General features: G+C 45.7%; 25 protein-coding genes, 1 tRNA gene and 2 pseudogenes. 22 read left to right on the top strand and 6 right to left on the bottom strand.

The window, feature by feature from the left end; translation table 11 throughout:
- Window positions 1-387: 387 nt before the first annotated feature.
- From M1B78_RS08915 to M1B78_RS08965, 11 genes and pseudogenes are all read left to right on the top strand, one after another.
- Window positions 388-555, top strand: a pseudogene (locus tag M1B78_RS08915) (HlyD family secretion protein); the annotation flags it as partial.
- A gap of 145 nt (window positions 556-700) precedes the next feature.
- Complete coding sequence (gene rimP / locus M1B78_RS08920; RefSeq protein WP_257940466.1) at window positions 701-1,168, top strand: ribosome assembly cofactor RimP; 468 nt, start codon at window positions 701-703, stop codon at window positions 1,166-1,168.
- 4 nt (window positions 1,169-1,172) lie between these two features.
- Window positions 1,173-2,438, top strand: coding sequence for a transcription termination factor NusA (nusA, locus tag M1B78_RS08925; RefSeq protein WP_136010631.1), 1,266 nt, complete (start codon window positions 1,173-1,175; stop codon window positions 2,436-2,438).
- A 123-nt stretch (window positions 2,439-2,561) separates the two neighbouring features.
- On the top strand, window positions 2,562-5,609 hold the full coding sequence (gene infB, locus M1B78_RS08930; protein WP_257931111.1) for a translation initiation factor IF-2: 3,048 nt from the start codon (window positions 2,562-2,564) through the stop codon (window positions 5,607-5,609).
- 121 nt (window positions 5,610-5,730) lie between these two features.
- On the top strand, window positions 5,731-6,243 hold the full coding sequence (locus M1B78_RS08935; RefSeq protein ID WP_136010633.1) for a CvpA family protein: 513 nt from the start codon (window positions 5,731-5,733) through the stop codon (window positions 6,241-6,243).
- 48 nt (window positions 6,244-6,291) lie between these two features.
- Window positions 6,292-7,746 (top strand): Fe-S cluster assembly protein SufB, encoded by a 1,455-nt coding sequence (sufB, locus tag M1B78_RS08940; protein WP_118696464.1) that lies wholly within the window; start codon window positions 6,292-6,294, stop codon window positions 7,744-7,746.
- A 34-nt stretch (window positions 7,747-7,780) separates the two neighbouring features.
- Window positions 7,781-8,536, top strand: coding sequence for a Fe-S cluster assembly ATPase SufC (gene sufC / locus M1B78_RS08945; protein ID WP_257940467.1), 756 nt, complete (start codon window positions 7,781-7,783; stop codon window positions 8,534-8,536).
- A gap of 17 nt (window positions 8,537-8,553) precedes the next feature.
- The gene (gene sufD / locus M1B78_RS08950; RefSeq protein ID WP_257940468.1) at window positions 8,554-9,897 is read left to right on the top strand and encodes a Fe-S cluster assembly protein SufD; all 1,344 of its coding nucleotides are present in this window, start codon (window positions 8,554-8,556) and stop codon (window positions 9,895-9,897) included.
- A gap of 45 nt (window positions 9,898-9,942) precedes the next feature.
- Window positions 9,943-10,629, top strand: a complete 687-nt coding sequence (locus M1B78_RS08955) for a hypothetical protein (protein WP_257931114.1) — start codon at window positions 9,943-9,945, stop codon at window positions 10,627-10,629.
- A 36-nt stretch (window positions 10,630-10,665) separates the two neighbouring features.
- Window positions 10,666-11,883: a cysteine desulfurase gene (locus M1B78_RS08960; protein WP_257931115.1), complete on the top strand. Its 1,218-nt coding sequence runs from the start codon at window positions 10,666-10,668 to the stop codon at window positions 11,881-11,883.
- Between the two features lie 69 nt (window positions 11,884-11,952).
- Window positions 11,953-12,273: a heavy metal-binding domain-containing protein gene (locus M1B78_RS08965; RefSeq protein WP_136011219.1), complete on the top strand. Its 321-nt coding sequence runs from the start codon at window positions 11,953-11,955 to the stop codon at window positions 12,271-12,273.
- 156 nt (window positions 12,274-12,429) lie between these two features.
- Here the strand turns inward: M1B78_RS08965 and M1B78_RS08970 are convergent, their stop codons facing one another.
- From M1B78_RS08970 to pnp, 3 genes and pseudogenes are all read right to left on the bottom strand, one after another.
- Entirely contained in the window at window positions 12,430-12,630 is a 201-nt protein-coding gene (locus M1B78_RS08970) for a hypothetical protein (protein ID WP_168354368.1), read from the bottom strand.
- Window positions 12,631-12,725: 95 nt separating this feature from the next.
- Window positions 12,726-13,332 (bottom strand): annotated as a pseudogene (locus M1B78_RS08975) (FecR family protein).
- A 198-nt stretch (window positions 13,333-13,530) separates the two neighbouring features.
- Window positions 13,531-15,675 carry a polyribonucleotide nucleotidyltransferase gene (gene pnp, locus M1B78_RS08980; protein WP_257940469.1) on the bottom strand — a complete coding sequence of 715 codons (2,145 nt, stop codon included), beginning with the start codon at window positions 15,673-15,675 and terminating at the stop codon, window positions 13,531-13,533.
- 207 nt (window positions 15,676-15,882) lie between these two features.
- On the opposite strand from pnp, the gene M1B78_RS08985 reads away from it, so the two are divergent.
- The 3 genes from M1B78_RS08985 (at window position 15,883) to M1B78_RS08995 (ending at window position 18,131) form a co-directional block, all read left to right on the top strand.
- Window positions 15,883-17,034, top strand: a complete 1,152-nt coding sequence (locus M1B78_RS08985) for a thioredoxin-like domain-containing protein (protein WP_257931118.1) — start codon at window positions 15,883-15,885, stop codon at window positions 17,032-17,034.
- 190 nt (window positions 17,035-17,224) lie between these two features.
- A complete protein-coding gene (gene greA / locus M1B78_RS08990) occupies window positions 17,225-17,689 on the top strand; it encodes a transcription elongation factor GreA (protein WP_005824394.1) in 465 nt (154 codons plus the stop codon).
- Between the two features lie 49 nt (window positions 17,690-17,738).
- Window positions 17,739-18,131 carry an HIT family protein gene (locus M1B78_RS08995; protein WP_257931119.1) on the top strand — a complete coding sequence of 131 codons (393 nt, stop codon included), beginning with the start codon at window positions 17,739-17,741 and terminating at the stop codon, window positions 18,129-18,131.
- 99 nt (window positions 18,132-18,230) lie between these two features.
- Here M1B78_RS08995 and M1B78_RS09000 read toward each other — a convergent pair whose 3' ends face one another.
- Window positions 18,231-19,316, bottom strand: coding sequence for a mannose-1-phosphate guanylyltransferase (locus M1B78_RS09000; protein ID WP_257940470.1), 1,086 nt, complete (start codon window positions 19,314-19,316; stop codon window positions 18,231-18,233).
- A 157-nt stretch (window positions 19,317-19,473) separates the two neighbouring features.
- On the opposite strand from M1B78_RS09000, the gene M1B78_RS09005 reads away from it, so the two are divergent.
- The 8 genes from M1B78_RS09005 (at window position 19,474) to M1B78_RS09040 (ending at window position 25,467) form a co-directional block, all read left to right on the top strand.
- A tRNA-Leu gene (locus tag M1B78_RS09005) sits at window positions 19,474-19,557 on the top strand.
- 237 nt (window positions 19,558-19,794) lie between these two features.
- Window positions 19,795-20,703: a hypothetical protein gene (locus M1B78_RS09010; protein WP_004323795.1), complete on the top strand. Its 909-nt coding sequence runs from the start codon at window positions 19,795-19,797 to the stop codon at window positions 20,701-20,703.
- Window positions 20,704-20,828: 125 nt separating this feature from the next.
- A complete protein-coding gene (locus tag M1B78_RS09015) occupies window positions 20,829-21,116 on the top strand; it encodes a helix-turn-helix domain-containing protein (RefSeq protein ID WP_004310673.1) in 288 nt (95 codons plus the stop codon).
- 5 nt (window positions 21,117-21,121) lie between these two features.
- Window positions 21,122-22,195, top strand: a complete 1,074-nt coding sequence (locus M1B78_RS09020) for an AAA family ATPase (protein ID WP_172556925.1) — start codon at window positions 21,122-21,124, stop codon at window positions 22,193-22,195.
- Between the two features lie 163 nt (window positions 22,196-22,358).
- The gene (locus M1B78_RS09025; protein ID WP_054959795.1) at window positions 22,359-23,324 is read left to right on the top strand and encodes a toprim domain-containing protein; all 966 of its coding nucleotides are present in this window, start codon (window positions 22,359-22,361) and stop codon (window positions 23,322-23,324) included.
- A 146-nt stretch (window positions 23,325-23,470) separates the two neighbouring features.
- Window positions 23,471-23,854, top strand: a complete 384-nt coding sequence (locus M1B78_RS09030) for a MobC family plasmid mobilization relaxosome protein (RefSeq protein WP_004310825.1) — start codon at window positions 23,471-23,473, stop codon at window positions 23,852-23,854.
- Window positions 23,820-24,743 carry a relaxase/mobilization nuclease domain-containing protein gene (locus M1B78_RS09035; RefSeq protein WP_257940471.1) on the top strand — a complete coding sequence of 308 codons (924 nt, stop codon included), beginning with the start codon at window positions 23,820-23,822 and terminating at the stop codon, window positions 24,741-24,743. Before M1B78_RS09030 ends, M1B78_RS09035 begins: the two co-directional genes overlap by 35 nt.
- Before the next feature lie 4 nt (window positions 24,744-24,747).
- On the top strand, window positions 24,748-25,467 hold the full coding sequence (locus M1B78_RS09040) for a hypothetical protein (protein ID WP_257940472.1): 720 nt from the start codon (window positions 24,748-24,750) through the stop codon (window positions 25,465-25,467).
- A gap of 52 nt (window positions 25,468-25,519) precedes the next feature.
- On the opposite strand, the gene M1B78_RS09045 is transcribed toward M1B78_RS09040, so the two are convergent.
- A complete protein-coding gene (locus M1B78_RS09045; protein WP_008761988.1) occupies window positions 25,520-25,852 on the bottom strand; it encodes a helix-turn-helix domain-containing protein in 333 nt (110 codons plus the stop codon).
- 121 nt (window positions 25,853-25,973) lie between these two features.
- Window positions 25,974-26,393, bottom strand: coding sequence for a hypothetical protein (locus tag M1B78_RS09050; RefSeq protein WP_257940473.1), 420 nt, complete (start codon window positions 26,391-26,393; stop codon window positions 25,974-25,976).
- Between the last annotated feature and the right edge of the window lie 203 nt (window positions 26,394-26,596).

Consider the following 26,596-nt stretch of genomic DNA (forward strand, 5'->3'; position numbering starts at 1 on the left):
TGTGTTGTGCTCGTTTATGTGCATTATGTTTTCGGCTTGTCAGCACGCTGTTAAAAGTAACTGAGAACTGTTTGATGAACAATATGAAAAAAATTTGAAGTCTTGTGTGAGGGTTATGATTGATAATGCCGATGTGGATTCTTTGCAAGCAGAGTCGATCTGCTCTTGTCTACTGAACAATTTGTTTCTTATTGATTCTAATTTTGTAAAGATGCCGGATGATAGTTTGACGTTGTTATTAGATATAAACAGAGAAAAATTAGAAAAAATGTGTAATAAGGGAACTGAATGAGTGGAGTGATGTTTCTGCCAGTTCCTATGGAAAAGGTCATACCTATAGCGTCTCAATTCGGACAATTTCGTCGGCACCTACGGAAGTGGGGCTCTGTCTATGTAGTGGAAATCGCTTTGCCTGAAGGATTGCGTACCAATTACGGTAAGCTGTTGCCTGCTTCGCGTGAGTTGAAGGGAACGGCGGATATTATTCTTGCCGATAGAAATGTATTGGAGAGATTGCTGGCGCCGTTGAGAAAGGTGGTGGAATATGAAGAGTAATATTTTGATTGTTTGAATCGTTAAAACTATCTTTTTTCTCCTAATATTTTGTAGTCGAACATATTATTTATATCTTTGCATGCGGAAACGGATGAAAGGTGGAGGGGCGATTAAGCTCCTCTTTTTTGTTCTTAATGGTTAATCTATGATAGAAAAGAAAACTGTTTGTCAGATTGTTGACGAGTGGCTGGAAGGAAAGGACTACTTCCTCGTGGAGGTGACAATCAGCCCGGATGACAAGATTGTGGTGGAAATAGACCACAAGGAAGGTGTTTGGATTGAGGACTGCGTGGAGCTGAGCCGCTACATCGAGTCTAAGTTGAACCGTGAGGATGAGGATTATGAGTTGGAAGTAGGCTCGGCCGGCATCGGGCAGCCATTCAAGGTACTGCAGCAGTACATGAACCACATCGGCAAGGAAGTGGAAGTGCTGACAAAGGACGGATGCAAGTTCTGCGGCGTGCTGAAGGAAGCCGACAAACGGCATTTCGTCGTTACCATCCAGAAGAAAGTGAAAGAAGAAGGTGCCAAGCGTCCCAAGATGGTGGATGAGGACTTGGACTTTGCGTATGAAGAGATAAAATATACTAAATACTTAATCAGTTTTAAATAAGACTATGGCCAAAAAAGTAGAAACTGTCAGCTTGATAGATACATTCTCGGAATTTAAGGAACTGAAGAACATCGACAGGACCACGATGGTAAGCGTACTCGAGGAGTCGTTCCGTAGTGTGATTGCGAAAATGTTCGGTACCGATGAGAATTACGACGTAATTGTAAACCCGGACAAGGGTGACTTCGAAATATGGCGTAACCGTGAGGTAGTGGCGGACGAAGATCTGGAAAATCCGAATCTGCAGATTGCATTGACCGAGGCACAGAAGATTGATGCTTCGTATGAGGTGGGCGAGGAAGTGACGGATGAAGTTATCTTCGCGAACTTTGGTCGCCGTGCCATCCTGAACTTGCGCCAGACGCTGGCCTCCAAGATTTTGGAACTGGAAAAAGACAGTATTTACAACAAATACATTGATAAGGTGGGTACCATCATCAATGCGGAGGTCTACCAGATTTGGAAAAAAGAGATGCTGCTGCTTGATGATGAGGGCAATGAGCTGTTGCTGCCCAAGACCGAACAGATACCGAGTGACTTCTACCGCAAGGGTGAGACCGCCCGCGCCGTGGTGGCACGTGTGGACAACAAGAACAATAATCCGAAGATTATCCTGAGCCGTACGTCGCCCGTCTTCCTGCAACGTCTGTTCGAGATGGAAGTACCCGAAATCAATGACGGACTGATTACCATCAAGAAGATTGCCCGCATCCCCGGCGAGCGTGCCAAGATTGCCGTTGAAAGCTACGATGACCGTATCGACCCGGTAGGTGCCTGCGTGGGTGTGAAGGGTAGCCGTATTCATGGTATTGTCCGCGAGCTTCGCAACGAGAATATCGACGTCATCAACTATACGTCGAATACTCAGTTGTTCATACAGCGTGCCTTGAGCCCTGCCAAGATTTCCTCCATCCGCTTGAACGAGGAAGAACGCAAGGCCGAAGTGTTCCTGAAACCGGAAGAGGTGTCGCTGGCTATCGGTAAAGGCGGCTTGAATATCAAGCTGGCCAGTATGTTGACTGAGTATACCATCGACGTGTTCCGTGAGTTGGATGAGGCCATAGAGGATGAAGACATCTACTTGGATGAGTTCCGTGATGAGATAGACGGTTGGGTCATCGATGCCATCAAGGCTATCGGTATAGATACGGCAAAGGCTGTGTTGAACGCTCCCCGTGAGATGTTGATTGAGAAGACGGACCTCGAAGAAGAGACGGTGGACGAGGTATTGCGTATTTTGAAACAGGAGTTTGAAGAGGAGGAGCAGTAATGTGGTAATGTGGGTAGTATGCTAATGTGCCAATGCAGATAGCATATCGGATGAAGTGCACACTCCTTTTTTCTCAGCCAATTAGCACATTAGCATATTGGCGCATTAATTCATTAAATTAGTATGACGATAAGGTTAAACAAAGTAACAAGAGATTTAAATGTGGGAATTACGACGGCTGTCGAGTTCCTGCAAAAGAAGGGGTTTGCCGTTGAGGCAAATCCGAACACGAAAATTACGGATGAACAGTTCGAACTGCTTAAAAAGGAGTTTAGTACAGATAAGGACCTTAAGATAAAGTCGGAGCGTTTCAGCCAGGAACGTCAGAGCAAGGATCGCAACAAAGCGTCTGTGTCTATTGACGGCTATAAGGAAACGCAGGAAAAAGCGAAACCTGAGGAGATTAAGACAGTTGTTCCGGAAGATGTACGTCCGAAGTTCAAGCCGGTAGGCAAGATTGATTTGGATAAATTAAACCGTAGACCTGCTCCTGCTCAGGAAAAAGAGAAAGAAGTGGAAATAGTGGCAGAGGAGAAGAAGGTGGAGGAATCGGTAGTTGTAGAGACACCGAAACCGGAACCTACTCCTGCCCCCCAACCGGAGCCACAGCCGCAACCGGAGGTACAGTCAGCATCTGAGTCCGAGCCGCAGCTTGTTTCGGAACTGCAGCCCCAACCCGTTGTCAAGGAAGAACCTGCTTCGGTTGTTGAGGCTAAGCAAGAAATTAAAAAGGAAGAAATGATAGAAACGCCTGCCCTCGCACCGGCAGCTAAAGAAGCACCGGTTGAAAAAGAGGTGAAAGAAGAAGGAGAAGAAATCTTCAAAATACATCAGCCCGAGTTTGTTTCGAAGATTAATGTCATCGGACAGATAGATTTGGCTGCCTTGAACCAGTCCACACGTCCGAAGAAGAAATCGAAAGAGGAGAAACGTAAGGAGCGTGAAGAGAAGGAAAAGATTCGCCAAGACCAGAAGAAACAGATGAAGGAAGCTATCATCAAGGAAATCCGCCGTGATGACAGCAAGTTAAAGGACACTGCTGCCGGCGATGCCAATGGCAAAAAGAAGCGTGTCCGTATCAATAAGGAGAAAGTGGATATCAACAATGCCTCCAACTTTCAGCGTAGTGGCAACGATCGTGGACACGCAGGTGCCCAGCAAGGTCAGGGTGCCCGCCCGCAAGGTGGGAACCAGCCTGGTGGAAGCAATTCCAACAATAACCGCAACCGCAATAAAGACCGCTTCAAGAAGCCGGTCATCAAGCAGGAGGTTAGCGAGGAAGATGTAGCAAAGCAGGTAAAGGAAACTTTGGCACGCCTCACTTCAAAAGGAAAGAACAAAGGTGCCAAGTATCGTAAGGAGAAACGTGAAATGGCTTCCAGCCGTATGCAGGAATTGGAAGACATGGAAATGGCAGAAAGTAAGGTGTTGAAAATCACGGAATTTGTGACAGCCAACGAGTTGGCAAGCATGATGGATATTTCCGTTACCCAGGTCATCGCCACTTGTATGAGCATTGGTATCATGGTATCCATCAACCAGCGTCTGGATGCGGAGACCATCAACCTGGTGGCTGAGGAATTCGGCTTCAAGACGGAATATGTCAGTGCGGAAGTGGCGCAGGCCATTGTAGAGGAAGAGGATGATGAGGAAGACTTGGAACCTCGTGCTCCGATTGTGACGGTGATGGGTCACGTAGACCACGGTAAGACTTCATTGCTCGATTACATCCGCAAGGCGAATGTGATTGCCGGTGAGGCGGGTGGTATCACACAGCACATCGGTGCCTACCACGTGTCATTGGACGACGGACGTAAGATTACGTTCCTCGATACTCCGGGTCACGAAGCGTTTACCGCCATGCGTGCCCGTGGTGCCAAGGCTACGGATATTGCCATCATCATTGTGGCTGCTGACGACAATGTGATGCCGCAGACAAAGGAAGCCATCAACCATGCCATGGCTGCGGGTGTTCCCATTGTATTTGCAATTAATAAGATTGATAAGCCGACTGCCAACCCCGACAAAATCAAGGAAGAGCTGGCTGCCATGAACTTCCTGGTGGAAGAGTGGGGCGGTAAGTATCAGTCGCAGGATATCTCTGCCAAAAAGGGTATCGGTGTACCCGAGCTGATGGAGAAAGTGCTGCTCGAAGCGGAAATGCTGGAGCTGAAAGCAAACCCGAACCGTCGTGCTACCGGGTCCATCATCGAATCTTCATTGGATAAGGGGCGTGGCTATGTGGCTACGGTATTGGTTTCTAACGGTACGCTGAAGATGGGCGACATCGTGCTGGCAGGTACCAGCTACGGTAAGGTAAAGGCCATGTTCAACGAACGTAACCAGCGCATGAAGGAAGCCGGTCCTTCTACACCGGCCTTGATATTGGGCTTGAACGGTGCGCCTGCTGCAGGTGACACGTTCCACGTAATCGAGACGGAGCAGGAAGCACGCGAGATTGCCAACAAACGTGAGCAATTACAGCGTGAACAAGGTCTGCGTACGCAGAAGATGTTGACGCTTGACGAAGTGGGCCGCCGTCTGGCACTGGGTGACTTCCATGAGCTGAATGTGATTGTGAAGGGTGACGTGGACGGTTCTGTGGAAGCGTTGAGCGACTCTTTGATTAAGCTGTCTACGGAGCAGGTGCAGGTGAACGTAATTCACAAGGGTGTCGGTCAGATTTCCGAATCGGATGTTTCTCTGGCTGCCGCTTCGGATGCGATAATCGTCGGTTTCCAGGTACGTCCTTCGGGTGCTGCCGCCAAGCTGGCAGAGCAGGAGGGTGTGGATATCCGCAAGTATTCCGTCATCTACGATGCCATCGAAGAGGTGAAGGCTGCCATGGAAGGTATGCTGGCACCGACTTTGAAGGAGCAGGTTACGGCAACCATCGAGGTGCGCGAGGTGTTCAACATCACGAAGGTGGGACTTGTGGCAGGTGCCATGGTCAAGACCGGAAAGGTGAAACGCAGCGACAAGGCCCGTTTGATACGCGACGGTATCGTAATCTTTACAGGTGCCATCAATGCCCTGAAGCGCTTCAAGGACGACGTGAAGGAGGTAGGTACCAACTTCGAGTGCGGTATCAGCCTGACAAACTGTAACGACATCAAGGTGGGCGATATTATCGAATCTTACGAAGAAATAGAAGTGAAGCAAACATTATAATTGAATAATGTGCAAATATGCTAATGTGCCAATTGGCTGCGTGTAAAGAAAATGCCGCAGGGCAATTGGCACATTTTGCATATTAGCTATTTGCTCATTGGTACATTAATACATAAATTTTATGGCAATTATAGATATCATCATATTGGCAGTTTTCGGCTTGGGCGCAATCGTCGGCTTCATGAAAGGTTTTGTGAAGCAATTGGCCTCTCTGCTGGGGCTGATTGTCGGTCTGCTGGCGGCAAAGGCTTTGTATGCTTCGTTGGCAGCGAAGCTGTGCCCCACATTGACAGACTCTATGACAGTGGCGCAAGTACTGGCATTTGTCCTCATCTGGCTGGCTGTTCCCTTGCTCTTCTCCCTGGTGGCTTCTCTGCTGACCCAGGCAATGGAGGCCGTCTCGCTGGGCTGGCTCAATCATTGGTTGGGAGCCGGTCTGGGGGCTTTGAAGTACCTCCTGCTGACGAGCCTGCTGATTGGTGTCATCGAATTTATAGACGGAGACAATGCGCTGATTGGCAAAACAAAAAAGAAAGAATCAGTGTTATATTATCCTATGGAAGAGTTTGCCGGGATATTCTTTCCCGCGGCAAAGGCGGTTACGGAGCAGATTGTAAACGGAGACTTTGACTGATACCGTGAGCCGTGATTTTGTAATTCATAATTTGTAATTATAGAAGTGATGCAACAAGAAGAACCCAATAAATATGTAAAGGAACTCACTCAGGAAAAGTATAAGTATGGTTTCACGACCGACGTGCATACCGACATCATTGAGCGCGGGCTGAATGAAGATGTAGTGCGGCTTATCTCTGAGAAGAAGGGAGAACCGGAATGGTTGCTGGAGTTCCGCCTGAAGGCATATCGCCACTGGCTGACATTGGAGATGCCTACATGGGCACATCTCCGCATTCCCGAAATAGATTATCAGGCCATATCCTACTATGCCGACCCTACGAAGAAGAAGGAAGGACCGAAAAGCATGGATGAGGTAGACCCTGAGTTGATAAAGACTTTCAATAAGCTGGGCATTCCGCTGGAAGAGCAGATGGCGTTAAGCGGTATGGCTGTGGATGCCGTTATGGACTCGGTGTCTGTAAAGACTACCTTCAAGGAGACGCTGATGGAGAAAGGAATCATCTTCTGCTCGTTCAGCGAGGCTGTACGCGAGCATCCCGACTTGGTACAGAAATATCTCGGTTCGGTGGTGCCTTATCGTGACAACTTCTTTGCGGCACTGAACTCGGCGGTGTTCTCCGACGGTTCTTTTGTCTATATCCCGAAGGGGGTACGCTGTCCGATGGAGTTGTCCACCTATTTCCGCATCAATGCCCGCAATACGGGGCAGTTCGAAAGAACCTTGATTGTGGCGGATGATGATTCGTACGTTTCTTATCTGGAAGGGTGTACGGCTCCGATGCGTGACGAGAACCAGTTGCACGCAGCCATTGTGGAAATTGTAGTGCACGACCGTGCAGAAGTGAAATACAGCACCGTGCAGAACTGGTATCCCGGTGATGCCGAGGGCCGGGGTGGTGTTTATAACTTTGTGACGAAACGTGGTCATTGTAAAGGAGTGGACAGTAAGCTCTCCTGGACCCAAGTGGAAACTGGTTCGGCCATTACTTGGAAATATCCGTCCTGCATCCTTTCCGGCGACAATTCGACGGCGGAGTTCTATAGTGTGGCAGTAACCAATAACCATCAGCAGGCAGATACGGGAACAAAGATGATTCATCTAGGTAAGAATACTCGGAGTACCATTGTGAGCAAAGGTATCTCTGCCGGAAAGAGCGAAAACTCTTATCGCGGCTTGGTACGCGTGGCACAGAAAGCGGATAATGCCCGTAATTACAGCCAGTGCGACTCCTTGCTGCTTGGCGACAAATGCGGTGCGCACACTTTCCCTTACATGGACATCCGAAACGAAACGGCCATCGTGGAGCATGAGGCCACTACCAGCAAAATCAGTGAGGACCAGATATTCTACTGCAACCAACGCGGTATCTCTACGGAAGATGCCGTGGGGCTGATTGTGAATGGTTATGCCAAGGAAGTGCTGAACAAGTTGCCGATGGAGTTTGCCGTAGAAGCGCAGAAATTGCTTGCCATTTCGCTGGAAGGAAGCGTGGGGTGATTAAATTGTAAATAGTCAAATAGTAAATATAAAGATGTTAGAGATAAAAGACCTACATGCCAGCATCAATGGCAAAGAAATATTGAAAGGCATCAACTTGACCATACGTGATGGAGAAGTACATGCACTGATGGGACAGAACGGTGCCGGTAAAAGTACGTTGAGTAATGTGTTGGTAGGCCATCCTGCTTACGAAGTGACGCGCGGCTCCATCACCTTTAATGGCAAGGACCTGCTTGTCATGAGCCCTGAAGACCGTGCGCATGAAGGAATTTTCCTTTCTTTCCAGACTCCGGTAGAGATTCCGGGTGTTTCGATGGTAAACTTCATGCGTGCTGCTGTAAATGAGCAACGCAAGTACCGCCATCTGCCTGCTTTGTCGGCCAGTGAGTTCCTGAAGCTGATGCGCGAGAAGCGTGCCATTGTGGAATTAGATAACAAGCTTGCCAACCGCAGCGTGAACGAAGGTTTCAGCGGCGGTGAAAAGAAGCGTAACGAGATATTCCAAATGGCGATGTTGGAACCGACTTTTGCTATTCTGGACGAGACGGATTCCGGATTGGATGTGGATGCGCTGCGTATTGTGGCCGACGGTTTCAACAAACTCAAGACTGCGGAAACCAGTGCTATGGTCATTACCCACTACCAGCGATTGTTGGACTATATCAAACCAGATACGGTACATGTACTGCTGGGCGGACGTATTGTAAAGACCGGTGGACCGGAACTGGCGAAGGAGATTGAAACACGTGGCTTCGATTGGATAAAGAAAGAAGCAAGTGAATTATAAACTCATAATCTGAAAACATGAGTGTAGAGCAACAATATATAGACCTTTTCTCCCAGACAGAGGCGATGATATGCCGGCATAGCACTGAGGTGCTGAATGCGCCGCGTGCCGCTGCTTTTGCCGACTTCGAGCGCCTAGGCTTTCCCACCCGTAAGGAGGAGAAATACAAATATACGGATATCAGTAAGTTCTTTGAGCCGGATTATGGCTTGAACTTGAATCGGTTGGAAATTCCGGTGAATCCATACGAGGTGTTCAAGTGCGATGTTCCCAATATGAGCACTGCTCTTTATTTTGTGGTGAACGATGCTTTTTATGGCAGGGCTTTGCCCAAGTCCCATCTGCCTGAAGGGGTTATCTTCGGCAGCCTGAAGGAGGTGGCCGAGAAACATCCCGATTTGGTGAAGAAATATTATGGCAAGTTGGCTGATACGGCAGAGGATGGGGTGACGGCGTTCAACACCGCTTTTGCACAAGACGGTGTTCTGTTTTACGTTCCTAAGAACGTGGTGGTAGAGAAACCAGTTCAGTTAGTGAATATTTTGCGTGGTGATGTCAACTTTATGGTAAATCGCCGTGTGCTGGTTATTCTGGAAGAAGGTGCGCAGGCACGTTTCCTAGCATGTGACCATGCGATGGACGGCGTGAACTTCCTGGCAACGCAGGTGATAGAAATCTTTGCCGGTGAGAATGCCATTTTCGATTTTTATGAACTCGAAGAGACACACACCAGTACGGTACGTATCAGCAATATGTATGTAAGGCAGGAAGCCAACAGTAATGTTTTGCTGAATGGCATGACCCTGCACAACGGCACTACACGCAATACAACCCGTGTGACGCTTGTCGGTGAACATGCGGAGCTGAATCTGTGCGGTATGGCCATTGCAGACAAGAATCAGCATGTGGACAATCATACGACAATCGACCATGCCGTGCCCAACTGTACCAGTAATGAACTTTATAAGTATGTCCTTGACGACCAGGCTGTAGGTGCCTTTGCCGGTCTGGTTTTAGTGCGTCCTGACGCACAGCACACCAGTTCGCAACAGACCAATCGCAATCTTTGTGCCACCCGCGATGCACGTATGTACACTCAGCCTCAGCTGGAGATTTATGCAGATGACGTGAAGTGCAGCCATGGTGCCACGGTGGGCCAACTTGATGAAAGCGCTCTCTTCTATATGCGGCAGCGTGGTATCCCGGTGCGTGAGGCGCGCCTGTTGCTGATGTTCGCTTTTGTCAACGAAGTTGTCGACACCATCCGTTTGGATGCTTTGAAGGACCGTCTGCACTTGTTGGTAGAGAAGCGTTTCCGGGGGGAACTGAACAAATGCCAGGGATGCGCCATCTGCAAGTAAGAAAAAGGGAATTTTAATCGTATTATGAAATGTAAAGTAATAAGTTTGATAAAAGTAAAACAAGGAAATCACCTTCCTTATTTCATTGTTAGAGCTATAGGAATAGAGAATGAGGAAGATGCAGAATATCTTGATGAAGATGATTATTGGAATTCTTTGTCACCATTACCGAAATTCGAAAAAAAACTATTTCCTCCTACTGAATCGCAAGTCAAAGCGTTGGAAAATATGTATACAACAGATAGTAGAGGAAATGTTATTGGTAATGGTCCATTTATTAGATTGATGTCATATAAATGGAAGACACCTTCCCCATATTTTATATCAAGACCAAATTCTGTTACAGGTGTATGTGAAAGAGTGAGGGAAACAAAAGATTTTAGAATGAGGCAAGGTAAAATGTCTAATTATATAAAGACTGAATATATACCTGAAGTATTTACTTTTATGACTTTGACGTTTCTTGAAACAGAAAATGGTGAATGTGCAGAAAATGGAGGTGATGCTGAAGGATTGTGTAAGACAGTTTTTGAGAAAGCTGTAACTTCAGGCTATTTCTTGTTGCAAAAATCGGCAACACATATCAAGGAGGTTGTGGAAATAGAAGAAATAGATGAATTAGAAAGTAGGAATAGTAATACGTATGATGAGTGGAATGATTATTATAATAATAGTTATTATAATGATGGACTAGATATGGATCAGCAAGATGAGCGTTTTTGGAATTTTTAATTTTTTTGTGGCTTAAATTACGTTTTTAGACAATAAATGATGCATGATATTCAAAAAATAAGAGATGATTTTCCGATACTCTCCCGTGAGGTATATGGCAAGCCGTTGGTCTATCTGGACAATGGTGCGACTACGCAGAAACCCCGCCAGGTAGTAGATGCCATTACGGACGAATACTATTCGGTGAATGCCAATGTGCATCGCGGGGTGCACTTCCTTTCGCAACAGGCTACAGAGCTGCACGAGGCCTCGCGTGAGACGGTGCGACGTTTCATCAATGCCCGCAGCACGAATGAGATTGTCTTCACCCGTGGTACGACGGAGAGTATCAACCTGCTTGTCTCCAGTTTTGGTGAGGAATTTATGCAGGAGGGGGATGAGGTGATTCTTTCTGTGATGGAACACCATAGTAACATTGTTCCCTGGCAGCTGCTTGCCGCCAAGCGTGGAATTGCCATCAAGGTGATTCCGATGAATGACAAGGGCGAACTCTTGTTGGATGAATACAGGCAGTTGTTCTCCGAGCGTACCAAGATTGTCAGTGTAGCGCATGTCTCCAATGTACTAGGTACGGTCAATCCTGTCAAAGAGATGATTGTTTTTGCCCATGAGCAAGGTGTTCCAGTGCTTGTGGACGGTGCCCAGTCCATCCCCCACATGTCGGTGGATGTACAGGATTTGGATGCTGATTTCTTCGTTTTCTCCGCTCACAAGGTGTACGGTCCTACGGGAGTAGGCGTGCTTTATGGAAAAGAGGAGTGGCTGGATCGGTTACCTCCCTATCAGGGTGGTGGAGAGATGATTCAGCATGTCTCTTTTGAAAAGACTACCTTCAATGAATTGCCGTTCAAGTTTGAAGCTGGTACGCCGGATTATGTCGGTACCACCGGGCTTGCCAAAGCTCTGGATTATGTTTCGCTGGTCGGGATGAACAAGATTGCCGCATACGAGCATGAATTGACCCGATATGCCATGCTGCGGTTGAAGGAAATTCCGGGTATGCGCATTTTCGGAGAAGCCGAGGAAAAGGGTAGTGTCATATCGTTTCTGGTAGGGGATATTCATCATTTCGATATGGGGACGTTACTTGACCGGCTTGGCATCGCTGTGCGTACGGGACATCATTGTGCCCAACCGTTGATGCAGCGTCTTGGCATTGAAGGAACGGTGCGTGCTTCTTTCGGACTTTACAATACTAAAGAGGAAATAGATATCCTGGTTGCCGGTGTCAATCGTGTCCGGCAAATGTTTTAGGCTGTTTCTGCAACTTTTTGCCTGCTTCGTGCGTCTGATAGTAGTAAATAACTTAAAAAGAATAAGATTATGTTAGTAACAACAACCCCGACCATTGAAGGTGGACGTATCACCCGCTATTATGGTATCGTTTCCGGTGAAACGATTATCGGTGCCAATGTATTCCGCGATTTCTTTGCCAGCATCCGCGACGTGGTGGGTGGGCGAAGCGGCTCTTATGAAGAAGTGCTGCGCGAAGCTAAGGAGACTGCTTTGCGCGAGATGCAGGAAAATGCCCGTGCTATGGGTGCCAATGCCGTGATTGGTGTAGACCTGGATTATGAAACGGTAGGAAGTAGTGGCAGCATGCTGATGGTTACAGCCTGCGGTACGGCAGTAACGGTGGAGTAAGTGCCCTCAATCTTTATGGTCAGCGAATTGAAAGAAGTGATTCCATTGCTGAAAATCGCTTGTGTTGTTATAGTTTATTGCATTGCTTTTTGCACCCCAGCTTGCCGTACATTGACGTTCTGTTTGTTATATACAAATAGGAATTCTGTTTGCAACTCAATTTGCTTGAGAACTTGTTCTACCCTCAGCTGGGCATTTTGAATGCTGACTTTGGCATTCTGAGAGTAGCAGTTCCCGCTGTATACCTGAAATATAATAAGCAAGAGAAGGAATAATGTGATTTTCATGGGTTTGCAATAATTGCTTAAAATCTAATTTTTTTAGATAAAAAGGCCTCATCAACAAAATTTTTCTCATATCTTTGTCACTGTGTTAAGTTAATAAATTGATTAAGGTCGATTTTTGACTGTTTCGGATCGGAAAGTATGGGGGTACTTTCCGATCTTTTTTTCTTACTCATATATAACAATTGAATCCTTTTCTTCGTTGATGCGGAACTTGAAAGGATGGTCTTTCGAGATAGTCCGCAGTATATGTTCTATACCATCCTGCTCTCTGAACTTGTCGGTAAAGCTACTGTAGTTCAGCAGTAGGAGACTGGCAGCGGTTATTTTTACGTTATGGTATTTTTCAGTCTACTGAGGATGCCTCTGAATGGAGTGTTTTTAAAACAGTATAGTCTCTCTTTCCAACGTAGATATTCATAAGAAGGACCGTTTTCTTGTTTTTGGCTACTTCAAAGTAGGTCTCTCCGTCTAGTTCCACATTCCGTTCGTTGCGTCCGAAGTTGGTGGTATATTTCATGGTAGACTTGGAGTTCAGTCATACGCGCATTCCATCGGCAAGGATAATCTGTGCCCGTTGTCCGGCAGGTACGGTGATTGTTTGCAATTGTATCTCCTTGTTATATCGAAAATCGGAGGTGATGAAATAACCGATAATGGTGACGGTGGCTATGCGGGCCGTCCAGCGGAGCATCGGCATGATGCGCTTCTGCTTATAAGCAAAGGCCAAAAACTTTTCTTGGTTTTCCTGGAAAAAGCGTGTGAAAAGATTCATAGTTTGTAGGCTTCTTAAACCGGACCTTAATTGAGGCTTTTTATGGAATATAGGGCTTTTCAGAACAAAAAGCATAATCTTTTTGGAATACGCAAGTATTGTGCCTTGTTTTTTCGGAACCATTTCTGGCCGTATTGACAAAAAGAAAGCCTGATGGAGTTCCACCAGGCTTTATATGCTTAAAGAATAAGAGATTTCTTATTTCTTTTCCGGTCTTTCTTGTCTTTCCGGTCTTGGAAGCAATACTTTGCGTGACAACTTGAACTTTCCTGTCTTCGGGTCGATGTCGAGAAGTTTTACGTCTATTTCGTCTCCTTCCTTGATTCCGGCTTCTTCTACAGTTTCCAGACGTTTCCAGTCGATTTCAGAGATGTGGAGCAAACCGTCCTTACCCGGAAGGAATTCAACGAATGCACCGTAAGGCATAATGGAGCGTACCTTGCCTTTGTAGATTTCGCCTACTTCGGGGACAGCTACGATGCCTTTAATGATGCGCATGGCGTCATCGATGCTCTTCTTGTTGGTGCCGGCGATTTCGATTCTACCGATGTTGTCCACTTCTTCGATGGTGATGGTGGCACCGGTTTCTTCCTGCATACCTTGGATAATCTTTCCACCAGGGCCGATAACAGCACCAATGAATTCTTTGGGGATGGTCATTGTCTCGATACGCGGAGCGTGAGGTTTCAGGTCTTCGCGAGGCTCGGCGATGCACTCGGTAATTTTTCCCAAGATATATTCGCGGCCTTCTTTAGCCTGCAGCAAAGCCTTTTCAAGGATTTCGTATGACAGACCGTCCACTTTGATATCCATTTGAGTGGCGGTGATGCCGTCTTTTGTTCCCGTCACCTTGAAATCCATATCGCCCAAGTGGTCCTCATCACCGAGGATATCGGACAATACGGCATATTTGTCTTCGCCTGCATTCTTAATCAATCCCATGGCGATACCTGATACCGGTTTCTTGATTTTCACACCTGCATCCATCAATGCCAGAGTTCCGGCACATACGGTAGCCATGGAAGAAGAACCGTTTGATTCGAGGATGTCGGATACTACGCGTACTACGTACGGATAGTCTGCGGGAATCTGCCCCTTCAAGGCACGCCATGCTAAGTGGCCATGACCGATTTCACGGCGGCCTACACCGCGTTGTGCCTTAGCTTCGCCTGTAGAGAACGGAGGGAAGTTGTAGTGCAGAAGGAAACGTTCTTTTCCGTGTTCCAATACGTCGTCGATAATCTTCTCGTCCAACTTGGTACCTAAAGTCACTGTAGACAAAGACTGTGTCTCGCCACGTGTGAAAATAGCGGAGCCGTGAGGGCCGGGCAGGTAGCTGGTCTCACACCAGATAGGACGGATTTCGGTGGTCTTACGTCCGTCAAGGCGTTTGCCTTCGTCCAGAATGGAACGGCGCATCGCCTCTTTTTCCACATCATGATAGTAACGGTCGATGAGGGCTGCCTTTTCTTCCAATTCTTCTTCGGAGAACTGTGCCTTGAATTCTTCGCGGATGGCATCGAAAGCATCCATGCGTTCGTGCTTGTTCTTGTTTCCGGAAGCGGCGATGGCATAAGCCTTGTCGTAGCAAGCGTCGTGAACGGCTTTACGAAGTTCTTCGTCGTTCACTTCGTGGCAATATTCGCGTTTCACGGTAGAGCCTACTTCCTCTGCCAGTTCCATCTGTGCCTTACACTGAATCTTAATGGCTTCGTGTGCGGCCTTCATAGCTTCCAGCAAGTCCTGCTCAGAAACTTCGTCCATTTCGCCTTCCACCATCATGATGTTTTCATAAGTGGCGCCCACCATTAAATCCATATCGGCTTGTTTCAGCTGTTCGAAGGTAGGATTGATGACGAACTGTCCGTTGATGCGTGCTACGCGTACTTCAGAGATAGGTCCGTTGAAGGGGATATCTGAAACTGCAAGTGCGGCAGAAGCTGCGAGTCCGGCCAAAGCGTCGGGCATATCTACACCGTCTGCAGAGAAAAGAATGATGTTTACGTATACCTCTGCATGGAAATTATCAGGGAATAAGGGGCGAAGAGCACGGTCAACGAGGCGGCAAGTGAGGATTTCGTAGTCAGAAGCGCGTCCTTCACGCTTTGTGAAACCGCCGGGGAAACGTCCGAATGCGGAGAATTTTTCTTTGTACTCTACTTGTAATGGCATGAAATCTGTTCCGGGAACTGCGTCCTTGGCGGCACAAACAGTAGCTAAAAGCATGGTGTTGCCCATACGAAGCATTACAGAACCGTCTGCCTGTTTTGCCAGCTTTCCCGTTTCGAGCGTGATGGTTCTGCCATCAGGAAGCTCGATTGTCTTAACAATTGGGTTAATCATAAAAAATGTTTTATATCTAATTTTCTTTCAAAATTCGTGCAAAGATACATAATTTATTCATGTAAAATGGTGGGAATGAGATAAAAAGTTTGTATTTAGTTGTTTTTTGCAGTTTTCTATATGGAAGAACGAGGGAAAATGCTTTGACTGAACTTGAAAAGAAGTATATTTGCAGGCACGTTTGCAAAACAAAACTGAAAATACGATATGAAGAAAATCTTTTTTATGGCACTTGCTGCAATTGCATTGGGTGCATGTAATTCCGAGCCGAAATTCAAAGTAGAGGGTGAAGTATCAGGAGCCGACGGCAAGATGCTTTATTTGGAAGCCTCGGCATTGGAAGGCATTGTTCCTTTGGATTCTGTAAAACTGAAAGGGGACGGTTCTTTCAATTTTAAGCAGGTACGTCCGGTGTCTCCGGAATTCTACCGTCTGCGGGTAGACGGCAAGGTTATTAATTTTTCGGTAGATTCGACGGAAACGGTTTTGGTAAAGGCGCCTTATGCTGATTTCGCCACTGCCTATACGGTGGAAGGTTCTCCGAATAGCTCGAAGATAAAGGACTTGACGCTGAAGCAGATGAAGCTTCAGGATAATGTGAATGCATTGCTGCAGTCGGTGCAAGCACATAAGATAGGCGCCGATGTTTTTGAGGACAGCCTTGCCTCTTTATTGAAGAACTATAAGGATGAAGTGAAAATCAGCTATATTTTTGCCGCTCCCAATACGGCTGCCGCCTATTTCGCCTTGTTCCAGAAGCTGAATAATTATTTGATTTTCGACCCTCTGAACAATAAGGAAGACATTAAGTGTTTTGCAGCCGTGGCAACCAGCCTGAACAATTATTATCCGGATGCCGACCGCTCCAAGAACCTCTACAATATTGTGATAAAGGGAATGAAGAATACCCGTACTCCGCAGCAGAAGGTGGTGGAAATCCCCGAAGAGGCAATTTCCGAAACCGGCATCATCGACATTAACTTGCGTGACATGAAGGGCAATACACGTAAGTTGAGCGATCTGAAGGGCAAGGCTGTTATTGTGGACTTCACTGTTTATCAGAGTGCTGTTTCTGCTACACATAATTATATGTTGCGCGACTTGTACGACAAGTATGCCGCCCAGGGATTAGAAATCTATCAGGTTTCTCTGGATGCAGACGAGCACTATTGGAAAACAACTGCCGACAATCTACCTTGGATTTGTGTGCGCGACGGCAATGGGATTTATTCGTCTATAGCGGCTTCTTATAATGTGAAGAATGTGCCTTCTGTGTTCCTGGTCAACAAGAACAATGAGTTGAGTGCCCGTGGAGAGAGCATTAAAGACCTGGAGGCGGCAGTGAAAGCATTGCTGTAACATGTTATAAATAAGAAGTTTTCGTTTAAATATGTTACAAAGCAGCCTTTTATGCTTGACACGCATTGCATAAAAGGCTATCTTTGCAAAGGAAAATCGGAAAGAGGGTTCCAGCATGCTGACCATGTTGGAATTCTTTTTTGTTTATAGTACCATTAAAAACTAACATAACATTTAAGGAGGAAAAAGTATGGCTTATATGTCAGAAGACGGCTACAAGAAATTGATGGCCGAATTGAAACACCTGGAGACGGTGGAACGTCCCAAAATATCGGCTGCCATTGCCGAAGCGCGTGACAAAGGTGATTTGTCGGAAAATGCAGAGTATGACGCTGCCAAGGAAGCTCAAGGTATGCTTGAGATGAAAATCAATAACTTGAAGCTGACCATTGCTGACGCCAAGATTATTGATGAGTCGAAGTTGAAAACTGATTCTGTACAGATTCTCAATAAAGTAGAGCTTAAGAACGTGAAGAATGGCATGAAGATGGTTTATACCATCGTGTCCGAAAGTGAAGCCAATCTGAAGGAAGGAAAGATTTCCGTGAATACTCCGATTGCACAAGGTCTGCTTGGCAAGAAAGTAGGTGATATTGCGGAAATCAAGGTTCCGCAGGGTATGATTAATCTGGAAGTAGTGAACATATCATTTTAAAGGAAGGCAGGTCCGCGTGCGGACTTGCCTTATTTTATAATTTATAGTTATGGCAACAATATTCAGCAGAATTATCGCAGGTGAAATACCTTGCTACAAGGTAGCAGAGGATGACAGATTCTTTGCGTTCCTTGACATTAATCCATTGGTAAAAGGTCATACATTGGTTATTCCCAAGCAGGAAGTAGATTATATCTTCGATTTGAGCGATGAGGATTTGGCTGCAATGCATGTTTTCGTTAAGAGAGTGGCGCTTGCCATTGGCAGGGCTTTCCCGTGTAGAAAGGTAGGAGAAGCGGTATTGGGGCTGGAAGTGCCTCATGCGCACATACATCTGATTCCTATGCAGAACGAAAAAGATATGCTTTTCTCCAATCCCAAACTGAAACTGACGGACGAAGAATTCAAAGCTGTGGCGGAAGCTATCCGTGCAGCGCTTTAACCGGTTTATTTTCCTCCCCTAAATAAACGGAAGCGGGAGTTGGAACTCATCCAACTCCCGCTATTTTTTATCTTCGGCACCTATCCTTTAATTCTTAATTTAAATGTATTTTTCTCCCAATTTTATCTGGGCGTCATTCACATATTTGCGGATGGTATGTTCTTCATCCTTCTTGCAAATCAGTAATACATTGTCCGACTCAGCTATGAGATAACCTTCCAAACCGTCGATAACAGCAAGTTTGTTGTCGGGCAGCACCACGATATTGTCCTTGCTGTTATAGATGAGTGATTTACATTTTAGAGCTACATTGCCTGCTTCATCTTTGGGAGACAAATCATACAAAGACCCCCAGGTTCCTAAATCAGACCAGCCGAAATCACCTAATGATACATATACGTTGTCTGCTTTTTCCATGATGCCGAAATCTATGGAGACATTAGGGCAAGCAGGGAAGTTCTCATCAATGAATTGTTTCTCTTGGACTGTTCCATACACATCTTTGCCGGGAGCCAGTTTGGAGGTCAGCTCGGGCAGCAGGGTTTCGTTTGCCTTGATGATGGTATTTACGTTCCACATGAACAGACCAGAGTTCCAATAGAATTCTCCACTTTCCACGAATACTTTTGCTAGTTCCAGTTCGGGCTTTTCAGTGAAGGTTTTTACCTTGTAGAAATTATCACCGGTGGATTCGGCTATTTGTATATAGCCATATCCGGTTTCCGGACGGTTGGGCTTGATGCCGAGTGTCAGCAGATTGTCCGATTGGGAAACGAAGTCCAGCCCTTTTTCGATAGCTGCCAGAAATTCGCCTTCCTTCAGGATTAAGTGGTCCGAAGGAGCTACCACTATATTGGCGTTCGGATTCAAGGCGCGGATATGATAGGAAGCCCACGCAATGCAGGGGGCTGTATTCCTGCGTGTCGGCTCCAGTAGAATCTGTTCGGGTTTAAGTTCGGGAAGCTGTTCTTTTACAAGGTCGGCATACAAGTCATTTGTTACGATAAGTATATTTTCCATGGGGATTACCTGCTTGAAGCGGTCGAAGGTTTGCTGCAGCAAGGAACGTCCCGTACCGAAGAAATCCAGAAACTGTTTTGGAAGTGTCTTGCGGCTGAATGGCCAGAAACGGCTGCCGATTCCTCCGCCCATAATTACACAGAAATTATCCTTATTGGTTACCATGCTATTGATTTTAAAAGTTTCTGCTAATGTACTGCATATTTTACAAACAAGGAATGATTCAAGCAGGTTTTATCGTTTTTTCGCCTTTTTTTAGGAAAAGTATTGCAGGTTTAGAAAAAAAGCTGTATCTTTGCACCGCATTTGAGAAATCAAACATGCCCAGATGGCGGAATCGGTAGACGCGCTGGTCTCAAACACCAGTGGATTCACTTCCATCCCGGTTCGACCCCGGGTCTGGGTACGAATAAACTCTGGTAATCACCTGATTATCAGAGTTTTCTGCTTTTATAGGGCGTACTAAATGTGTACTGAATGACGAATACAAAGAAAAGGTGTACTTTAATAGTTTTCTTCCCCATATCTTTATGATTTCTTAACGCTTATCCTATCTTTATCTACCTTATTATTGCCGATGTTTTCGGGAAAAGTGAGATTCTTACCTTATATTTGTAGTAAGAACGTTTAAAGGCGCACGATTATGGAAAATCATATGGAAAACAATTTCAGAGAAATACAGAAGATATTAGATAGTTGTATAGCTCATGACTATAAAACTAAAGTAGATGCACTATTTTTAAAACGTGAATATTTGACGCAAGCTCAGCTAAAGGATTATTTGCGGCAAGAAATTTTCCGTGTGACTGAAAATATTGTAGCCATCCAACAAAAATACCGTGTCGTGCGTAACATTGTATTGGATATGGATATTCCCGATTTTTTGTGGGAAAGCGGTTATTTTGAGGACTTGAATTCTGATGAAAGAAAAAAGTATATCGGTTTCCGCTGCTCTGATTTTGATATGGACGCATATTTGCATGAACCGTCCTGTTATGATGGGCGGCTTCCCTATTTGTCCATTATCGTTAGTCTTGTCGTGCTTTCCAAGTATTTGCGCTATCTGCAAGAACAGGAAAGCAATTACCATACAGATGCGGTTGCCATCCAAGAGCAAGTCTTGCCAAAAGAGAAAGAGGAAAGTGCAGATACTAATCCAACCAAGATTGTGGGCAAAAGCAATCCTTTCAAGTCCACGTTGAAAGCCAATGAAATCAAACTTCTGACCGACTGTGTGAATGAAGCGAATATGTTTACTACTACCGTCAGTGCCAAAATACTTACCGATTTTTTCAACTGCAAACTGAATGGGGTATTGAAAGTTAATAATACCCGTCTGTTAGCCTATCTTATGATGCAGCTTGGCTGCTATAATTACATTGTTTATGAATGGCAGTCTGTCATAGCAAATAACAAGCTGATATTAGGAAAGATAAAAGGAGAACCACTTACACGTACTGACTTATCCAGTGCAACAGACCAAGCAAAAAACATCTATCCGAAAGGATATGAAATCATAGACAAGTACATCAAACAACTGAAAAAAGGTTGAGCATAGATTGAACGCTCAAACAAAGGTCAATTAGACTTCATTTTCAACCTCTTAACTTTGCCCCCGTTAACAAAAAAAACGAGGGTGCGCACCTTCATATTGTTTCACCTAAATTCCTAAACAATATGGAAAGAGATTTAGAGTTAAGAGTTTCCGAACTCGAAAAGATGTTGTTCCTTTCAAAAAACGTGCTTAGTTTCGATGAAGCGAGCAAATTTTTGAACCTTTCTAAAAGTTACCTGTACAAGTTGACTTCGGGTAACTTGATACCCCATTACAAGCCGCAGGGCAAAATGCTTTATTTTGAGAAAGCGGAGTTGGAAGCATGGTTGCGTCAGAACCCCGTCAAGACGCAGGCACAGATAGAGCAGGAAGCGCAGAAATATATCCTTAACCGTCCTCTAAAGAAATAACGGTTATGGAAAATAGAAAAGCGACAGAAGTTGGGCAGGACGTCACTATGCAGAAAGAGGATTTCGCAGTTCTTTGGAAAACCATTCATCTAAAGGTGACGGACACTTACGAAGTACCGCCCGAAATACTCTGGGTGAACGGCTCTACCATTGGCACGCTGGGTAATTTCAGTGCATCCACGGGTAAAGCCAAGAGCAAAAAGACATTCAACATTTCCGCTATCGTTGCGGCAGCGTTGAAGAATGACGAAGTACTGAAGTATTCGGCATACCTGCCACCGAACAAACGGAAAATCCTCTATGTCGATACAGAGCAGAGTAAATACCATTGCCACAAGGTCATGGAGCGTATTTTACGACTTGCCGGACTGCCTACCGACAAGGACAGAGACGATTTTGTTTTCATCGTGCTAAGGGAGCAGACACCCGACAAGCGGAAACAGATTATCGGCTATATGCTTGAAAATATGCCCGATGTGGGGTTACTCATTATTGACGGAATCCGTGACTTGATGTATGACATCAACAGCCCCAGTGAATCGACTGACCTAATCAACCTCTTGATGCGCTGGTCAAGCGGATATAACCTGCATATCCATACTGTACTGCATTTGAACAAGGGGGATGACAACACAAGGGGGCATATTGGTACGGAGCTGAACAACAAGGCTGAAACCGTCCTGCAAATCACGAAAAGCCAGCAGGACGGCAACATAAGCGAGGTAAAGGCGATGCACATACGTGACCGGGAATTTGACCCGTTCGCATTTCGTATCAATGACAACGCTTTGCCCGAAATCGTGGATGATTATGTATTCCAACAACCTAAGCAAGACAGGAATTTTCCGCTTACGGAACTGACTGAACAGCAACACCGGGAAGCGTTGGAGAACGGTTTCGGCAAGCAGGTGGTACAAGGCTATTCCAATGTCATAGCGGCATTGAAGCAGGGTTATGCGAGTATCGGCTACGAGCGTGGACGCAATGTCCTTGTGTCACTTAACAAGTTTCTTGTGAACAAGCGCATGATTGTGAAAGAGGGCAAGGGCTACCGATATAATCCCGATTTCCATTATTAAAAGTCAGTTTGGTTTAGTCCGGGTGTATATATAAGAGGAACGGACTTACTATTTCCCTGTTTCGGAACAAGCAGGTTTAGTATGGTACGGGTATATATATAACGGACTAAACAGGACTGGCGCACTTTTCAACTATTTTTTAATCCCCAAAAAAGAAAATGTTATGAACATCGAAGATGTGAAACAAATACCCATCGCAGACTATCTGCACAGTTTAGGTTATTCACCTGTCAAGCAGCAGGGCAACGGCTTATGGTACAAATCACCGTTAAGGGAGGAACACGAACCGTCTTTCAAGGTGAACACTGACCGCAATCTTTGGTATGACTTTGGAGCAGGCAAGGGCGGCAACATTATTGCACTGGCAAAGGAACTCTATTGCTCCGGCAGCCTGCCATACCTTTTAAACCGGATAGCGGAACAGACACCGCACGTCCGCCCGGTCAGTTTTTCTTTTCCCCAGCGTAGGACAGAACCGAGTTTCCAACATTTGGAAGTCCGTGACTTGACCCATCCGGCATTGCTCCGTTACTTGCAGGGGCGGGGTATCAATATCGAACTGGCAAAAAGAGAATGTAAGGAACTCCATTTTACCAATAACGGCAGACCGTTCTTTGCTATCGGTTTCCCGAATATGGCAGGAGGTTACGAGGTTCGCAATTCCTTTTTCAAAGGCTGCATCGCCCCGAAAGACATCACCCATATACGGCAGCAGGGAGAGCCGAGAGAGAAATGTTTGGTATTCGAGGGTTTTATGGATTATCTTTCTTTCCTCACGCTCCGGATGAAGAACTGTCCGACCATGCCCGACCTTGACAGACAGGATTATGTCATACTCAACTCTACTGTCAACGTGCCGAAAGCCATTGACGTGCTGTACCCATATGAACGCATCCACTGTATGCTTGACAATGACGAGACGGGGTATAAGGCGACACAGGCTATTGCATTGGAATACTCCTACCATGTGCGTGACTTCTCGGACAATTATAGGGGCTATTCAGACTTGAACGATTACCTGTGCGGCAAGAAGCAGGAACAGAAGAACAGCACCAGCCAAGTACAGGAGATAAAGCAGGAAACCGGACAACGTGCCGCCCCAAGACAGAAAAGGGGCAGGGGGATTTAGTCCGGCAGGACTACCAACGGCAGGCGGTTTAATTTGGAGAGCAAGGTTATGTTTCGGTAAACCGAAACTACCTTGCTTTGCTCATCGCAAAGAAAATTTCTCTCGTTGGTCGCAATTTTTAAGACACCATTTAAACGTAAAAACCTATGACGAATATAAAGGATAAGCCGGGGGGACGTCCGGCAAAGAAACGGATAGAGAAGCAGCAACGGGTTGTCAGTACGAAACTGACCGAGTTGCAGTATTACGCCATCAGAAAGAGAGCCGGAGAAGCCGGGTTGCGTGTCAGTGAGTATGTCCGGCAGGCAGTTGTTTCGGCAGAGGTCATACCCCGGCTGAATAGGCAGGATGCGGACACCATCCGCAAGCTGGCAGGGGAAGCCAACAACATCAACCAACTGGCACACCGGGCAAATGCCGGAGGTTTCGCACTGGTGGCGGTGGAACTGGTGAAACTGAAAAACAGGATTGTCGAAATTATAAACCAGTTGTCGGATGATTGGAAAAATAAAAAAGGGAAGCGGGTTTAAGGGCTGCGTAAACTATGTGTTAGGCAAGGAACAGGCGGCTTTGCTCCATGCGGACGGGGTACTGACAGAAAGTCGGGGAGATATAATCCGCAGCTTCTGTATGCAGACCGGGATGAATCCCGACTTGAAAAAGCCAGTCGGACATATTGCGTTAAGCTATTCGGCAGTGGACGCACCCAAATTGACAGACGAGAAGATGATACAGCTTGCGCAGGAATATATGCGTGAAATGAAAATCACCGATACGCAGTATATTATCGTGCGCCATCAAGACCGGGAGCATCCGCACGTGCATATCGTGTTCAACCGTATAGACAACAACGGCAAGACTATTTCTGACAGGAACGATATGTACCGTAACGAACAAGTATGCAAGAAGCTGAAAGCCAAACACGGGCTTTATTTCGCTGGTGGAAAAGAACAAGTAAAGCAGCACCGCTTGAAAGAGCCGGACAAATCGAAATACGAGATTTACAACGCTGTAAAGAATGAAATCGGGAAGTCCAAGAACTGGCAGCAGTTACAGGAGCGGTTAGCGGAAAAGGGTATTACTATCCTGTTCAAGTATAAGGGGCAGACGGGCGAGATACAGGGCGTTTCCTTTTCCAAAGGCGAATACACGTTCAAGGGTTCGGAGATAGACCGTAATTTCAGTTTCTCCAAACTGGATAAATGTTTTGGGGATGTAGGGCAGGCGACAGTCGGAAGCAATAAGCAGACGGTTACCGCACCTGTTCAGAAATCAGTATCAGCATCCGACAAAGCGGATAATTCTTTTATTGCAGGTTTAAGCAGTCTGTTTTCCGGTTTGTCAGCCCCGGCTGATGAAATGCCCGATGATTCCTTTTTGAGAAAGAAGAAGAAAAAGAAAAAACAACTTAAACTGTAAAAGCATGGAGGAAAATTTGATTTTAGAGGGGCTTCTCTCAATGGTTACTGAACTGAAAGAGAAGCAGGAAACACAGGTGACGCCAGCCAGTCGGGAGGAAACTCTCGAAAGACTGAACGCAATCGAACAGGCATTGTCGGAACTGCATAGTAACCCGGCTGTTCCCGAAAAGGATTTGCAGGCTATCCGAAGCCAGCTTGACGAGATAAGGAACAGGATGCAAGGTCAGCAGAAACATATCGAGGACACCAAGAAAATAGTATTGGAAACCTACCGTTGTTTCAAGATAATGATTGATGCTTTGGGTTCTTGCAAGACGGATAAAGAGGAAGCTACGCCCTTACCGCTCTATCAACGGATTTACAACAAGGTAGCTTCTTGGATTTGTCCGGGATTGTTTCTTTTTTCGGCAGTGCTGGTTATCTGTTTCGCTTCCATATTCTTGAATGTTTGTTTGGCTGAACGTATGCAGCAGTTGCAGGACAACGATATGAAATACCGCTATTTACTGATGCAAGGACAGGCAGACGGGGAAACTTTTGATATGCTGGAAAACAAGTTCAAGTGGCAACGGGATAACGGTTTTATCCGAAGTCTGACCGATTCAGTTATAGATTTTGAATACCGCATCCAAAAGCAGGCGGAAGCACTGGAACGTGCAAGGCTGTTGAACGAACAAGCCGAGCAACTAAAGAAAGAAGCCGATAAGTTGGGTAAGCCATAAACAGAGAAAGCCGGAACGGATGAAGCACATTCACCGTTTCGGCCGTTTTAATTCACTTCTTTTTCTTCGTGCAGTGTTCTTTCTCGAACTGGCGTAGCGTGGTAATGCTGAACCTTTCTTTAATAAACTCTCGGACATCGGAAGCCTTGTAATACACTTTTCCGCTGATTGTGAAGTAAGGCAGCACACCGATAGCCCGGTAACGTTGAAGGGTTTTGATACTTACTTTGAACAACAGACACAAGTCTTGATTATCCAACAGGTTATCATCTTCGGGCAGCACCTTATCGGCGTTACGCAACACCCGTACATCTTTGCAGAGTTCTTCCAGTTTGGCATACAACTTCTGCATCCATTCGCCAAATTCATCATTTTCTATATACATAATTGCTTCATATTTCAGATTATACCTCTTGTGAATTGATGAAGCAAAATTCAGAAAAAGAATGCAAGAAAATTACGGGGGCGCACATGGAATCCATTATAAATAAATCATAAAGCACTGATTATCTATATCCTTTTTTGTCATGTTCCTTTCGGATAAGGTCTGCCAGTCCATTAAGAAATTCTGTGAGTTTGCCCGGCTTTCGTTTTATCACGTCCTCATGCTTTTGGTGACAGTCGCTTATCTTGATGTTAAACAACCATTCAAAACCTTTGGATAAATCTACCAAATAGGCAGGTTTGCCGTTCTGATAAACAATGTCTTTGGAGAGGAACAGACCGCTTACCATTTCCATGATGTTGATAAGGGCTGTTTTGTCTGCAAGAAAAAGAGGAGAAATGATTTGTTTATTAATACATTGCTGTAGTTGGTTCGGGTACTTGATGCGCCATTCAATAAGGCGTATTTCAGTGTTTAAAAGCCCTATCGCTTCATCAATTAGATGCAGATAGGGCATTTTTTTCTTGCTCAAACCGTACACGATACGATTTAAGACGGTGTAAACCAAAGGAAAAATAACGCAGTAAAACGTTGTAATCCTGCTCGTTCATACTGGAATCTGCTAAATGGATAGCCAATTCTTCAATGGCTTCTGTTAACTCTAATTCTTTAGTAGATGACAAAAATTAAATATATGCTGTTAAACATTTAATTTTCAAGTGATTAAATCTGCAAAAGTCCCTG

The organism is Bacteroides muris (ex Fokt et al. 2023), assembly GCF_024704895.1.
Lineage (GTDB): Bacteria > Bacteroidota > Bacteroidia > Bacteroidales > Bacteroidaceae > Bacteroides > Bacteroides muris.

Excerpts from the sequence above, each read along its gene's own strand:
- rimP (WP_257940466.1), top strand. The coding sequence starts at position 701 with ATGATAGAAAAGAAAACTGTTTGTCAGATTGTTGACGAGTGGCTGGAA.
- nusA (WP_136010631.1), top strand. The coding sequence starts at position 1,173 with ATGGCCAAAAAAGTAGAAACTGTCAGCTTGATAGATACATTCTCGGAA.
- infB (WP_257931111.1), top strand. The coding sequence starts at position 2,562 with ATGACGATAAGGTTAAACAAAGTAACAAGAGATTTAAATGTGGGAATT.
- M1B78_RS08935 (WP_136010633.1), top strand. The coding sequence starts at position 5,731 with ATGGCAATTATAGATATCATCATATTGGCAGTTTTCGGCTTGGGCGCA.
- sufB (WP_118696464.1), top strand. The coding sequence starts at position 6,292 with ATGCAACAAGAAGAACCCAATAAATATGTAAAGGAACTCACTCAGGAA.
- sufC (WP_257940467.1), top strand. The coding sequence starts at position 7,781 with ATGTTAGAGATAAAAGACCTACATGCCAGCATCAATGGCAAAGAAATA.
- sufD (WP_257940468.1), top strand. The coding sequence starts at position 8,554 with ATGAGTGTAGAGCAACAATATATAGACCTTTTCTCCCAGACAGAGGCG.
- M1B78_RS08960 (WP_257931115.1), top strand. The coding sequence starts at position 10,666 with ATGATGCATGATATTCAAAAAATAAGAGATGATTTTCCGATACTCTCC.
- M1B78_RS08965 (WP_136011219.1), top strand. The coding sequence starts at position 11,953 with ATGTTAGTAACAACAACCCCGACCATTGAAGGTGGACGTATCACCCGC.
- M1B78_RS08970 (WP_168354368.1), bottom strand. The coding sequence starts at position 12,630 with ATGAGAAAAATTTTGTTGATGAGGCCTTTTTATCTAAAAAAATTAGAT.
- pnp (WP_257940469.1), bottom strand. The coding sequence starts at position 15,675 with ATGATTAACCCAATTGTTAAGACAATCGAGCTTCCTGATGGCAGAACC.
- M1B78_RS08985 (WP_257931118.1), top strand. The coding sequence starts at position 15,883 with ATGAAGAAAATCTTTTTTATGGCACTTGCTGCAATTGCATTGGGTGCA.
- greA (WP_005824394.1), top strand. The coding sequence starts at position 17,225 with ATGGCTTATATGTCAGAAGACGGCTACAAGAAATTGATGGCCGAATTG.
- M1B78_RS08995 (WP_257931119.1), top strand. The coding sequence starts at position 17,739 with ATGGCAACAATATTCAGCAGAATTATCGCAGGTGAAATACCTTGCTAC.
- M1B78_RS09000 (WP_257940470.1), bottom strand. The coding sequence starts at position 19,316 with ATGGTAACCAATAAGGATAATTTCTGTGTAATTATGGGCGGAGGAATC.
- M1B78_RS09010 (WP_004323795.1), top strand. The coding sequence starts at position 19,795 with ATGGAAAATCATATGGAAAACAATTTCAGAGAAATACAGAAGATATTA.
- M1B78_RS09015 (WP_004310673.1), top strand. The coding sequence starts at position 20,829 with ATGGAAAGAGATTTAGAGTTAAGAGTTTCCGAACTCGAAAAGATGTTG.
- M1B78_RS09020 (WP_172556925.1), top strand. The coding sequence starts at position 21,122 with ATGGAAAATAGAAAAGCGACAGAAGTTGGGCAGGACGTCACTATGCAG.
- M1B78_RS09025 (WP_054959795.1), top strand. The coding sequence starts at position 22,359 with ATGAACATCGAAGATGTGAAACAAATACCCATCGCAGACTATCTGCAC.
- M1B78_RS09030 (WP_004310825.1), top strand. The coding sequence starts at position 23,471 with ATGACGAATATAAAGGATAAGCCGGGGGGACGTCCGGCAAAGAAACGG.
- M1B78_RS09035 (WP_257940471.1), top strand. The coding sequence starts at position 23,820 with ATGATTGGAAAAATAAAAAAGGGAAGCGGGTTTAAGGGCTGCGTAAAC.
- M1B78_RS09040 (WP_257940472.1), top strand. The coding sequence starts at position 24,748 with ATGGAGGAAAATTTGATTTTAGAGGGGCTTCTCTCAATGGTTACTGAA.
- M1B78_RS09045 (WP_008761988.1), bottom strand. The coding sequence starts at position 25,852 with ATGTATATAGAAAATGATGAATTTGGCGAATGGATGCAGAAGTTGTAT.